Annotated in this window: 9 protein-coding genes; 4 read left to right on the top strand and 5 right to left on the bottom strand. The window is 50.2% G+C overall.

Features of this window, described 5'->3' with window-relative positions; translation table 11 throughout:
* The gene (locus J3B89_RS09885; protein ID WP_215397362.1) at positions 1–1221 is read right to left on the bottom strand and encodes an efflux RND transporter periplasmic adaptor subunit; all 1221 of its coding nucleotides are present in this window, start codon (positions 1219–1221) and stop codon (positions 1–3) included.
* A 458-nt stretch (positions 1222–1679) separates the two neighbouring features.
* Between J3B89_RS09885 and J3B89_RS09880 the strand changes: the two genes are divergently transcribed.
* On the top strand, positions 1680–1988 hold the full coding sequence (locus J3B89_RS09880; protein WP_215397361.1) for an isoamylase early set domain-containing protein: 309 nt from the start codon (positions 1680–1682) through the stop codon (positions 1986–1988).
* 68 nt (positions 1989–2056) lie between these two features.
* Here the strand turns inward: J3B89_RS09880 and J3B89_RS09875 are convergent, their stop codons facing one another.
* Positions 2057–3172 (bottom strand): beta-ketoacyl-ACP synthase III, encoded by a 1116-nt coding sequence (locus J3B89_RS09875; protein WP_215397360.1) that lies wholly within the window; start codon positions 3170–3172, stop codon positions 2057–2059.
* Positions 3173–3395: 223 nt separating this feature from the next.
* Between J3B89_RS09875 and tamA the strand changes: the two genes are divergently transcribed.
* Both tamA and tamB read left to right on the top strand, forming a co-directional pair.
* Complete coding sequence (gene tamA / locus J3B89_RS09870; RefSeq protein WP_251372327.1) at positions 3396–5120, top strand: autotransporter assembly complex protein TamA; 1725 nt, start codon at positions 3396–3398, stop codon at positions 5118–5120.
* Positions 5117–8884 (top strand): autotransporter assembly complex protein TamB, encoded by a 3768-nt coding sequence (gene tamB, locus J3B89_RS09865; protein WP_215397359.1) that lies wholly within the window; start codon positions 5117–5119, stop codon positions 8882–8884. Before tamA ends, tamB begins: the two co-directional genes overlap by 4 nt.
* Positions 8885–9145: 261 nt before the next feature.
* On the opposite strand, the gene J3B89_RS09860 is transcribed toward tamB, so the two are convergent.
* Complete coding sequence (locus J3B89_RS09860; protein WP_215397358.1) at positions 9146–9913, bottom strand: methyltransferase domain-containing protein; 768 nt, start codon at positions 9911–9913, stop codon at positions 9146–9148.
* A complete protein-coding gene (locus tag J3B89_RS09855; protein ID WP_215397357.1) occupies positions 9910–10680 on the bottom strand; it encodes a Nif3-like dinuclear metal center hexameric protein in 771 nt (256 codons plus the stop codon). Before J3B89_RS09855 ends, J3B89_RS09860 begins: the two co-directional genes overlap by 4 nt.
* A 136-nt stretch (positions 10681–10816) precedes the next feature.
* On the opposite strand from J3B89_RS09855, the gene J3B89_RS09850 reads away from it, so the two are divergent.
* A complete protein-coding gene (locus tag J3B89_RS09850) occupies positions 10817–11173 on the top strand; it encodes a hypothetical protein (RefSeq protein WP_215397356.1) in 357 nt (118 codons plus the stop codon).
* A gap of 6 nt (positions 11174–11179) precedes the next feature.
* Here the strand turns inward: J3B89_RS09850 and J3B89_RS09845 are convergent, their stop codons facing one another.
* A complete protein-coding gene (locus J3B89_RS09845) occupies positions 11180–12439 on the bottom strand; it encodes a glycosyltransferase family 4 protein (RefSeq protein ID WP_215397355.1) in 1260 nt (419 codons plus the stop codon).
* Positions 12440–12510: the final 71 nt, after the last annotated feature.

Genomic DNA, 12510 nt, shown 5'->3' with positions numbered 1-12510 from the left:
TTACTCCTTGCCCTGGCTGGCTGCCATTACAGCCTCTGGCCTGGCAGCGCTTTCTGCTACCTGCTCATTTACATCAGAGGCAACGCGCACTACGGTACCCGCCAGCGGATTGGCAATAGCCGAGGTTGCCAGCCGGTCACCGTCAATAAAACCAGAACGGATATAAGCCGAGCGCTCGTCAGCGCGTTCTACAATTACCGGGCGAAACTGCAGTTGGTTTTCTTTGTCTACCACCAGCACCTGCTGTTGTGCCAACAATAAATGCCGTGGGATCACGACCACCTGCTCGGTGGCATTGCCCAAAATTTGTGCCTGCACAAAACGGCCAAAACGCAATGGCGACTGCTTGCGGCTAACACGCTGGTAGGGATCAGTCACTTCAGCAACGGCATAAATTACCCGGCTGCGTTCATCCAAAACCCCTTCGGTACGCACCAGCCTGGCCGGCCATTGCATAATCTGGCCAGCCACTGCTGCTGTCAGCACAACTTCAGGCTGATTAGTGTTTTGCGCAAAATCAGGGATCTGTAAAAAGGCTAAATCGTTATCGGTTAGTGGTAATCTGATTTCTGCGATGTCAGTGCCGTAAATTATACCAACACTGGTACCACGGCTGATAAACTGGCCCAGATTGACATCACGGCTTTTAACCATACCAGAGTACGGCGCACGGATTTCTGTGCGGGCCAGATCGCGGTTAGCACGCTCCAGTTCCGCTTCTGCCGAGCGCACTGTCGCCAGCGCTCCGGCCAGTTGTGGCCGGCGCAAACCCAGCTCCGGCGCTTTACCGGCGGTAAAAGAGCGCCACTCTTCTTCAGCAACACGGCCGCGGGCTTTTTCTTCTTCAAGTGCTGACTGAGCATTAGCTAAACTGGCCTCTGCCGCTTTAACGTTAGTCAGGTAGTCTGCTTGTTCAACCCTTACCAGTAAATCGCCTTTGTTAAAAAAGCCACCTTCTACGAAGTGTTCCGCTACTTCAACAATACGGCCATTTACTTCAGAGCTTAAATTAGTTTCCAGTTTCGGCCGCACTGTACCTTGCGACTGAATGCGGTAAATCAGGTCTTGTGAGGCTATTTGCTGTGCATTAACCAGTATGCCCGTCCGCTGCTCTTCTTTTTTCTCCGGTGGTTTTCGCATACCCGCCAGGCCTATTGCCGCAACGACCGCCAGTACGATAACGGCCACCGGAACAATGATTTTTATAATTTTTGCTGCCATGTTGTTTCCCACGATGCTGTTTTACTGACGCCATACTAAAACGCCAGCACAATAAAGTAACCCTGCGAATGTTACGCTTTGTATCAATAGCGGCTTAGCCGGGCTGCATCAGATATACTATTCTGTCACTGTGCTTAGTGGTATCGCTCAGCCAAGCCTTATGTATTACGGCATAGCAACCATTTCAGCCGCAGCCTGGCTGCCACCTTGCGTAAACAGCACGGGCCACAGTGTAATATCTTGTTACAACTGTAGTTCTTTATTGTTGTGCGGCCACAAGTAAAAAAATAGTTATATCAACCTGCAAAATGGTTATTTGCCGTACCGCGAAAAATTTTCTATGTTGGCACTATGCTGTTCTGATCATTAATTAAGCACCATGCTGGCAAAATCAGATAATACAGGCCGGCTGCAACATTTTTAGTTAAGCATAATCCGTCACAATTTGAGGGCAAACTATGAGTATCAGTAAGCAATATCTGAAAACCAAACCACTGTGCAAAGTTACTTTTACGTTACCAGCTCACCGCGGTGTTTCGGCTGAGCAAGTGGCACTGCTGGGCGAATTTAATGACTGGGATCCGGCGGCATTGCCGATGAAAAAAAGTAAAAGTGGTGACTTTACTGCAACCGTTAATCTGGAAAAAAATAAAGAATACCAGTTCCGCTATCTGGTTAATGGCGGTACCTGGCTAAATGATGAAGCGGCAGACAGTTATCAGCCTTCGCCGGTGTCTTACGACAATAATTCGGTGGTAAGGCTGTAATTTATTGCTTTGCAGATCACAGGCCGTAAAGCGGCCTGTGTTATTTTGCGCTCAGCACTTTTTAATGCTCAGCATTTTTGTAATAGCAAACATCCTACTGAATACCCTGCACCAAACGAACATAAAACTGCATGATCGCCCGCTTGCAAACCTTGTTTATTCTTGTGAAACGCAATAACTGAACCGGCCGACGCCGTATTGGCATAGGTATCGAGTACCAGCGGTGCTTCCTCTGGCAGGGGATCACGGCCAAGAATTTTCTTTGCCGCAAAGATATTCATATTAATATTGGCCTGATGCAGCCATAAACGCTTTAACTGCTCCGGTGTTACTTGCTGTGCCGCCATTTCTGCCAGGATGACATCAGCAACTATCGGCAGCAGCTCTTTAAAGACTTTGCGCCCTTGCTGTTTAAAAAATGGTGCCAGTGGATCCGGCGGCAAACAGTGTTCGGTATAACCGATATCACAACGGATATTGTTAGAAAACTCCGTTTTAAGCCGCATACCGTTGATACGCCAGGCATTGTCACTGCTGCAGCTGTCTTCGGCTTCAATAATGGTAGCAGTGCAAACATCACCAAAAATAAAATGGCTGTCACGGCTGCGATAATTTACCTGCGGCGAGGCAAATTCCGGGTTAACCACCAGCACCACTTTAGCCGTACCACCGCGTATCGCATTTACTGCATTGCTGATGGCAAAAGTAGCAGAAGAGCATGCCACATTCATATCAAAAGCATAACCGGCTGCGCCCAGCAGTTGTTGTAACTCTATTGACAATGCCGGATAAGAACGCTGCATATTCGAGGCAGCGCAAATGATCAGATCAATATCGGCGGCAGTTTTATTTGCCTGTGCCATGGCTTCCCGGGCTGCAATAACTGCCATTTCAACCATTTCCGGTGGTTGTTCTTCGCTACGCCGGGGCAGCACAGGCTGCATAATGGCGGGATCTAAAATACCCTCTTTGTACAGCACATGGCGTGCTTTAATACCCGAGGCTTTTTCAATAAACTCGCAACTGGAATGCTCCAGCGCAGCCACGTCACCATTGGCAATAGCAACTGACTGCTCAGCATTAAATTGGTCAACATAACGGTTATAACTGGCGACGAGTTCTTCGTTAGTAATAACCTGCTCTGGCGTAAATAAGCCAGAACCACTGATAACAACATTTTTCATAGTACTAACCTTGTCTGATAACGGTTTTACTACCGTTTTAAAAGTGACGTCAGTATAACTGAAGTTACACTCTCAGTTGTACCCTGGCGTTTTACCAGCTGCTTATTCAGTCACGATTTATGCTGTACGGTGTACATTAGCAAGGACTGTAAGCCATAATAGCGCCAGTATTCACATATCTTTCATTATTTTGCTTATTTTAATACGGGATTTCTCAAGGCGGATGCAAAACCCAGGCTTACTGATCACTACAGTGCTGGCAGCCACGCTAGGCATTAATTCGACCGCTTACGCGGAGTCATCATATCAATTTAAAATTAATGGTTTAAGCGGCTCTTTATACGACAATGTGGCTATTTATCTGCAAAAATACAGCGACGCAGATAATATACCCGGCGTGCGTTTTCAGGCCACATTAGAGCAGGAAGTGCATACCGCCCTGCAAGCCCTGGGCTATTACGACAACCAGGTTACTGTTATCCACAATGCTAACCAACCCAGGCTAATACAGGTTAATGTGAAAACCGGTGAGCCGGTGCGCATTAGCAAAAGCGATGTTCAACTGTCTGGCGAAGCTTCCACAGACGCCGATTTTAAAGCCCTGCTAGCTGCCCAGGCGCCTAAACAGGGCCAGATCCTGCACCATGGTGCTTATGATGGTTTTAAAAGTGCATTAAAAAGCCTTGCGATGCGTAAAGGCTATTTTGACGCTGATTTTGAACTGGCACGGCTTGAAGTTGCACCAGAGTTAAAACAAGCCTTTGTACATTTGCATTTTAATGCCGGTAAACGCTACAAATTTGGCGCGGTAAGTTTTAGCGGTAATCAGATAGCAGAGCCCAGATTGCACTCTTTAGTGCCGTTTGCCGAAAATGATTATTATCTGGCCAGTGAGTTGGGGGAATTTAATCAGGCACTGGCGGCTACCGGTTGGTTTTCTTCAATATTGGTAGAAGCCGATACCTCAGATATGCAGGATTTTACCCTGCCGATTAATGTGGCACTGGAACCGGAGCGGCGCAATATTATCGAAACCGGTATTGGTTATTCCACGGATGTGAAAACCCGGCTGAAACTAAACTGGAACAAACCCTGGTTAAACGCTGCCGGCCATAGCCTGAGCAGTAAGCTGGCATTGTCTGAAATAGAACAAAGCGTAGAAGCAGCGTACAAATTGCCACTGGCCAATGTCGCTACTGATTTTTATCAGGTGCAGCTTGGTTTTCGTAATCGTGATAATCAGGACACTAAAAGCCGTGAGTCAAACCTGGTGCTGGAACGCCACTGGTTGCTGAGCAGCGATTGGTATCGTATCGCCTCAGTGCGTTGGTTATATGAAGACTTCGTGCAGGCCGACCAAAACGATACCATCAGCCTGATTATGCCGGGTTTAAGCTACAGCCGTACTAAGCAGTCGGCAGGTTCAATGCCCTCTTCCGCTAACCGCTTATTGTTTGGTGTTGAAGTGTCAGATGAAAGCTGGGGCTCTGATGCCAGTTTTTTCCGCTTGCGCGGCCGTGCCGGCTGGATAGGCAGCGCCGGTAATAACCACCGTTTTGTAACCCGCGTTGATGCCGGCGCTATCTTGATGGAAAGCTTGTCACAACTGCCACCATCACTGCGTTTTTTTGCTGGTGGTGATAACAGCATCCGCGGTTATGGCTATGAAACTGTATCGCCACGCAACAGTGACAATGAGCTGACCGGTGGCCGCTATATGGTAACCAGCACTTTAGAATACCAGTACCGGGTAAAAGGCAACTGGTGGCTGGCTGCATTCAGTGATTATGGCAGCGCCTGGGACGATACCCCTGATTGGGTGCAAGGCGTGGGTATGGGCGTGCGTTGGGCTTCGCCGGTGGGCCCTATCCGCATTGATTTTGCCTGGGGCCTGGACGACCCGGGCAGAGGCTTCCAACTGCATTTTGCATTAGGGCCTGAATTATGAGTTGGCATACTACCAGGCGTTGGTTAAAACGCAGCTTAAAATGGCTGAACTGGACATTGCTAATCCCGTGTGCCGTATTAACCCTGTTACTTTTCACTTTGCTTTACACCTCTGCCGGTTTACGTTTTAACCTGTGGCTGGCGCAGCATTTTGTTAGTGGTTTTAGTGTAGAGCACAGCGAAGGCAGTGTACTGGGCGGTAATACTCTATATGATCTGCGCTGGCAGGATGCCAGCACCAGCCTGACGCTGGAACAAAGCACACTGCAAATTGATAACGGCTGCTTTTTGCGCTTAACACTTTGTGTTGAGCAACTAACGTTACAAGGCATGCAACTAGAGATAGCTGCTACCGACACGTCAGCCCCGGCGGATGAACCTGAGCCAACAAGTGGTTTATGGCTGCCGTTTGCCATTAATATTACGCAATTACAACTGAATAACGCCAGTGTGGCCGTAAGTGGTACGACATTAAGCTGGCAACAATTTAGCACCGGCGCACAGTTGTGGGGCAATAAAGTACAACTTAACCAGCCGCACTGGCATAAAGTAACGCTGGCCCTGCCAGAAAGCAGTAATACGCCAGGCAGCGATACACCAGCCAGTGCCCCCTTTGCCTACCAGGCACCGGTACTGACTGATATCAGGCTGCCGCTGAGTTTATTTGTGGATCGTTTCCGTCTGACAGATTTCACACTGCAGCAGCCAGAGCCGCAGACTATTAATGAACTGACATTCAGCCTGCAAATGTCGCCAGAGCAAATAAACCTGACCCAGCTGGATATCAGCCACCCCATGGCCACGCTAAATGCATCAGCCAGATTAGAGCCAAGCGGCAATTATCCGCTCAAAGCCGATCTGCGGCTACGGCTACTGGACACCGAACTGGCAGGCCAACGGTTGCGCGTTACACTGGATGGCTCGCTGGCCGATTTACAGCTGCAAGCCTATGCCAGTGAATTGCTTGTGGCTGAATCATCATTGTGGCTTAACCTGTTGGACAGCACCCTGCCGCTGCGGGCCAGCTTAAATGCTGCTCAGCTGCAATGGCCGCTTTCCGGCCAGGCCGACATTGAACTGAGCCAGTTGAACCTGACAGCAAACGGCAATCTGGAGCAGTTGCTTTTCTCCAGCCAGGTTGCACTAAGCGGTAAGCAAATACCGGCTGCCGATATACAGCTGAGCGGCCACAGCAGCTTAACTGATGTCACACTCGACAGCTTAATTGTTAATACCCTTGGCGGTGAGCTTCGTGGCGAGGCAGAACTGAGCTGGCAACAGCAACTAAGTTGGCTGGGTAAGCTGCAGTTAACAAAAGTTCAGCCAGGCCGGTTCTGGCCGGATTACAGCGGCGAGCTAAATGGCAATATGCAGTTAAACGGCAACCTGACACCACAAGGCGGCTGGCAACTGGCGCTACCGCAGTTGGAACTTAACGGCACACTGCGCAACTATAAACTGTTGCTTGAAGGCAGCCTCAGCGCAGCAGACCTGACAGGCCAGGCTGACTACCAGATAAACACCCCCGGCCTGACACTGCGCCATGCCAAAAACCAGATCCAACTGAGTGGCTCGCTGGATAAAGAATGGCAACTGGCGATGAAGGTTGCCATACCTGAACTGGAGCAAACAATAAGCGGCGCCGGCGGGGAAATCAGTGCAGACTTCAGGCTTAGTGGCAAGCGCGACACACCGCAGCTTAACGGTACACTTAATGCCAGCAATCTGCAGTGGCAGGACGCCAGCCTGCAGCAGCTAACGCTGGATACCGATCTGAGCTTAAGCAGCGAGCAAAACCTGACGACAGCCCTGACGTTACAAGCTACTAACGGCAAATATCAGCAGCAAAGTGTCAGCCAGCTAAACCTGAGCCTTAACGGCACAGAGCTGCGCCACCAACTGACACTGGAGCTGGCCAGCCCCGAGCACAATGCCAGCATAGCCTTAACCGGTAGCTTAAAAACGGGCGAATACTGGCAAGGCAGGCTGGTGTCAGCACAGTTAGACAGCCTGCTGGGGCCATGGCAACTGGTTGACAGCGCAGCTCTGGATTACCGCTTTGCCAACGCACGCCTAACCGTACAGCCACACTGCTGGCAGCAGGAACCGGCTAACCTGTGTGCCATTAAGCCACTAAAACTCAGCGCAGAACATATAGAGCTGGACCTTGCCCTGCAGCAATTTACGTTGTCGGCGCTGGATGGCTTTTTGCCACAGTTGATGGCTTTGCAAGGCAGCGCTGATGCGCAAGTCAGCGCCAACTGGCAACAGGGCAAACAACCACAGGCACAGGTTAAACTTAATGGCAGCAGCGGCAGCTGGCAGTATCAGATTGAACAACCGCTGACACTGGGCTGGCAAAGCTGGCAACTGGAGGCTAGCCTGGCCAAAGATACTTTAACCAGTGCTGTGCAATTGCAACTGGACAACAGCGCCGGTTTAAAAACTGAAGCCACCATCACCGACGTACAATCTTCCTCGCGCAACATTGAGGGAAAACTGCTGTTACAACAATTCAGTCTGGCCTTTTTACAACCACTGCTGGAACAAAGCAGTGAGCTTGCCGGCATACTTAACAGCGAGTTACGCTTTAATGGCGATTTAACCAACCCCGCTATTAACGGCAACCTGGCGTTAAGTGGGTTTAAACTGGCAGGCAAACAGGCCCCACTGGACGTTACAGATGCCAATATAGAACTGCAATTTGCCGGGCAACAAGCCACACTGCAAGGCCTGGTGACCACCAGCAAAGGCGAAATTAACCTGAATGGCGATGCGCAGTGGCCGCAACTGGATAACTGGCAGGCCGCACTTAAAGTGAAAGGTGATGAGCTGAGTTTGCAAGTTCCTCAGGCGCGGCTGCAAGTAGCACCGGATTTAACCCTGACCGCCAGGCCAGGCCTGACATCACTTAAAGGTACAGTGCAAATTCCTGCCGCCCGGATCAGTATCGACAGCCTGCCACAAACTGCTGTTGGCTTATCAAATGATCTGGTGTTGCTGGATGAACATTTGCAACCAATACCGGCAGAAGAAAAAACCGCTTTTGCCCTGCAAACTGATATTAATGTTGTGCTTGGCAGAAGAGTGCAATTATCGGCTTTTGGCCTGCAAACCCGCCTCAGCGGCAACTTAAGGGTGCGCCAGCAGCCTAACCAGCAGCCTACAGTAAACGGCGATGTAAACCTGCAAAACGGTACTTTCCGTGCCTATGGCCAGGATTTACTGATCCGGCAGGGCAAAATGAGCTTTAACGGCCCATCTGACCAACCGTTTTTAAATGTTGAAGCGATCCGAAACCCTGACAACATAGAAGACGACGTTATCGCCGGCATCCGGGTTACCGGCCCGGCCGATGAACCTACCATTACCATTTTCTCTGAACCGGCCAAACCGCAGGCTAATGCGCTGGCATATTTGCTTATGGGCCGAGATATCGGCAGTGATTCCGGCAGTACCGGTGCCGCACTTACCACCAGCCTGATCGGCATGTCTATTTCGTCTACCGGCGCTTTAGTGGGCGAACTGGGCGAGGTGTTCGGTGTGCGCGACCTGACACTGGATACCGCCGGCGCCGGAGATGACTCTCAGGTAACCGTGAGCGGTTATTTATCACGCGATCTGCAGATAAAATACGGTTACGGCATTTTTAACGCCATCGGCGAGTTTACTCTGCGTTACCGCTTAATGCGCAGCCTTTATCTCGAAGCCGTAACCAGCCTGAATAATGCCGTGGATTTATTGTACAAATTCGAATTCGATTAGGGCGTGTTGACGTTTGCTGGTTAGATTTTGTTCTTCTGGCGGTGTTTTGCTCGCGAAACGAGGAGTGCGGTTTAGTTATTCTAAATAAACGACGAGTGACAAAGAACAAAGCGCCGCCAGAGGAACCCTTCGGGCAGCGTGTGGCTGGCATTTCTACTGCGTTATCGCTTGTTCATGTAGAATAACTACACATCACAAGCTCTGCCTTGTATAAAGGCCAGCCACCCAGCTGCAAAAACAACCAACAAACGTCAACACGCCCTAAACTGCCCTGAGCAACACATGCTGATAACGGCCCAATGAAGCATAAGGCTCAATGCGGTTGTACTGCAACTCCAACGCCAGCAGCTGTTCAAAATGGCTTTGCTGCTGGCTGCGGTCTTGCAGGTAGTCATGAAAACAGCGTACCCCGGTTTTTGCCAGTAAGCTAAAACCGGCCTGTTCACACCAGCGCAGCACATCCTGCGGTGGTAACGGGTGCTGCGGGTTTAAACTCACTTTTTTCTTCACCTGAAAATCTGCCGCAACATAATCAAAATTACCAAACAAAATATTGCCGAAGCGTTTGGCATCTTTGTTATAAAACATTAAAGACAACACCCCGCCAGGTGCCACCAGTTTGCGCAGCTGGGCAATAGCCAGCTCTGGCTGGGCCAGCCATTCCAGCATGGCATGACACAATACCAGCTTGTATTGCTGTTGATGCGTTGCCGCCAGCTCTGCCAGCCCGATCTGGCTGAAGGTTAACTGCGTCAGCCCCTGCTCTGTGGCTTGCTGCTGCGCCAGCTGCAACATCTCGGCAGAAATATCGGTCAGATGCACGCTATGGCCCTGTGCTGCCAGTGCCAGAGCTAACTGGCCCTGGCCTGCGCCAACATCGAGAATTTGACAAGGCTGTTGCAATACTTCAAGTTCGGCTAAATCACGCAACAGCACCAACTGACGCAATTTGCCCTTGGTACTGTTATAGATATTACGGCTAAACTTGGCGGCAATGCCATCAAAGCTACGATCGGTTTTTTGTTTCATGCCGGGTTATCAATATCAATAAATTGCACTTCAAGCCCCAATTGGCGGGCAATAAATTCGCCCAGTGCTTTCATGCCATAACGCTCTGTTGCATGATGACCGGCGGCAATAAAATGGATGCCCAGCTCACGTGACAAATGAATAGTTTGTTCTGACACTTCGCCGCTGATAAACAGCTGGGCGCCGGCCGCTGCCGCCTGCTCAATATAGCCCTGGCCCCCACCGGTACACCAGGCCAGTTTGCTGACTGTATGGCTGGCAATACTATTATCAACAGCATGCAGCAATACCTGGCGCTGTAAGGTTTTTTCCAGTTGCTGTGCAATTTGGGGAACATCCAGTGCCTTTGCCAACTCGCCCTGCATTAGTACACCGGTTGGTTCAGCGGCAGCAACAGCATTAATATTTTGCGCATTAAGTAACAGGCCTAATTGCGCGTTATTGCCAAGCTCTGGGTGAACATCCAGCGGTAAATGATACGCCAGTAAGTTAATATCATGGCGTAAAAGCGTTTGCAGGCGTTTCTTTTTGATACCGGTAACCTGGGCGGTTTCGTTTTTCCAGAAATAACCATGGTGTACCAATATTGCATCGGCATTGGCGGCAACTGCTGCATCAAGTAACGCCTGGCTGGCGGTAACTCCGGTTACCACACGGCTGATCCGGGCTTTACCCTCTACCTGTAAACCATTGGGGCAATAATCCCGGATTTTTTCACTTTGTAATTCGTTGTTCAGAAATCTGACTAACTGGTCGCGTTCTATCATCGGCTGGTTTTCCGCTGCGGTTAATAGCCGCATTGTACTGCAACAGCTAAAAAAATCAGGCACATTTGTCTAACAGTGGCAAAATGTTGTATAAATAGCGAGCTAGTTGCTTAAATAATGTCTGTTAAGGATCCGTATGAGTAAATTGGACAAAGATCAGGTTGTTGCTGAATTTACCGCAGCCTATAAAGCCGCGTTTGGTAAAGCACCGCAACTGGAACAAAAGCCCGGTTGGTTCAGCGTAGACGGTGGTAAGAATATCCGTCTGGCAGAGCTGGCTGAATTAGGTGCCAGCTACAGTGCAGAAAAAGCTACCACCGCCAGCACAACCAAAGCAAAACCTGCAGCAGAAAAGAAAGCTGCTCCGGCCCCAAAAACTGCTGCCAAGCCAGCGAAAACCAGCAAGGCTAAAGGTGGCGATGGCCAGTCTGCAGCTGATATCTGGGCAGCACGGTTGGACACCAAACAACGCCAGCCCCGCGGCTATCGTTAACCAGCGTCAGTCTGGCTGTGTTAATGCAGCCAGACGCGTTTTTGCTTCAATCCACTGCCCCATAAATTTGGTACTGCGATAATTATGATGCCTGAGCATCAGCCCGGTAAAATTTGCCTGGCGGTGATGTTTTAACTGCTGCATTACGTCGTTAAGCTGTTGCCAGATACGTGTTTCATGCTGAGTCAGGCTAAATTTTTCCTGCACTATGGCAAAACCACTACCTTGCGCCCGTTGCCAAAGCTCCTGCTGCTGATACAAACTTACCGCAGCCCCGGCAATGCTGCTGCTGTCGTGTGCTATAACACCGCCCCAATCACCCTGTAATGTCATCCCTTCGGCTCCCACCGGCGTGGTCACACTGGGTGTACCGCAGCGCATAGCGTCCAGCAGTTTACCTTTTAAGCCGGCACCAAAAGCCAGTGGGGCTAAACACAGCCTGGCCTGTTGCATAACTGCCGCGGCATCAGCCGCCCAGCCCTTAATTAAAAAACCCTGCCTGGGGTTATGTAAGGCTGTGGCTTTGGGCGGCGGATAAGCGCCATAAATATGCAGCTCTACCTGCGGCAGCTGTTGGCGGATTAACGGCCAGATTTCCTGCTTTAGCCACAATACTGAGTGCCAGTTAGGAGCATGACGGAAGTTACCAATGGCGATAAAGTGTTGCCGCATATCAAAATCAGGCAGCGGCTGTAACGGTGATTCATCAAGCAAAAACGGGCAGTAACACAATAATGCTGGCGGCACTTTATAGTGCTGCTGCAATAACTGCAGTTCAAACTCTGAAATGACCAGCGTGATATCACAGCGGTAAATGGCGGCTATTTCACGCAGTGCTAACTCTGAGTTTAAGTCCTCAGCGGCCACTTGCTTACCGGCATTAAAACTGTGCTGACGGGCATCACGCAGCGCATGGCAATCTTCCATATCCAGGATACGCAGCGCCTGCGGGCAGGCCTGTTCGACGCGCCAGCCAAATTGCTCCTCCAGCATAAAGCGATCAAACATTACCGCCTGCGGTGCCTGCTGGCTTATCCAGTGCTCAAAGCTGCTGTCATTTAAACTGATACTGTGCTCAGTTACACCCAGCTCTGCCAGCGGATAACGATGCTGCCCCGGCTCAGCTGCACTGGCAAACTGAACTTGCCAGCCACGCGCCAGAAACAGCTTAATTAAACTCAGCATGCGGTAACCGGCAGCTGATGAGTTTGGCTCTGGCCAGACATAACCAATTATAATTAACAATGGCACCTTGCTAAGGGGCATAGCACCTCCGGAAAAAACTGGCATTCTAACGGTAATTGTTACGCGGTAACAGCTTGGCAGCGGGCAATGTC

This window comes from Rheinheimera oceanensis (genome assembly GCF_018831085.1).
GTDB classification, from domain to species: domain Bacteria; phylum Pseudomonadota; class Gammaproteobacteria; order Enterobacterales; family Alteromonadaceae; genus Alishewanella; species Alishewanella oceanensis.
The sequence above is the reverse complement of the archived record's forward strand: the minus strand, read 5'-3'. Positions and strand labels throughout refer to the sequence as shown.

What these genes read in the sequence shown, in the direction of transcription:
- J3B89_RS09885 (WP_215397362.1), bottom strand. Translation starts at nt 1,221, where the DNA reads ATGGCAGCAAAAATTATAAAAATCATTGTTCCGGTGGCCGTTATCGTA.
- J3B89_RS09880 (WP_215397361.1), top strand. Translation starts at nt 1,680, where the DNA reads ATGAGTATCAGTAAGCAATATCTGAAAACCAAACCACTGTGCAAAGTT.
- J3B89_RS09875 (WP_215397360.1), bottom strand. Translation starts at nt 3,172, where the DNA reads ATGAAAAATGTTGTTATCAGTGGTTCTGGCTTATTTACGCCAGAGCAG.
- tamA (WP_251372327.1), top strand. Translation starts at nt 3,396, where the DNA reads ATGCAAAACCCAGGCTTACTGATCACTACAGTGCTGGCAGCCACGCTA.
- tamB (WP_215397359.1), top strand. Translation starts at nt 5,117, where the DNA reads ATGAGTTGGCATACTACCAGGCGTTGGTTAAAACGCAGCTTAAAATGG.
- J3B89_RS09860 (WP_215397358.1), bottom strand. Translation starts at nt 9,913, where the DNA reads ATGAAACAAAAAACCGATCGTAGCTTTGATGGCATTGCCGCCAAGTTT.
- J3B89_RS09855 (WP_215397357.1), bottom strand. Translation starts at nt 10,680, where the DNA reads ATGATAGAACGCGACCAGTTAGTCAGATTTCTGAACAACGAATTACAA.
- J3B89_RS09850 (WP_215397356.1), top strand. Translation starts at nt 10,817, where the DNA reads ATGAGTAAATTGGACAAAGATCAGGTTGTTGCTGAATTTACCGCAGCC.
- J3B89_RS09845 (WP_215397355.1), bottom strand. Translation starts at nt 12,439, where the DNA reads ATGCCCCTTAGCAAGGTGCCATTGTTAATTATAATTGGTTATGTCTGG.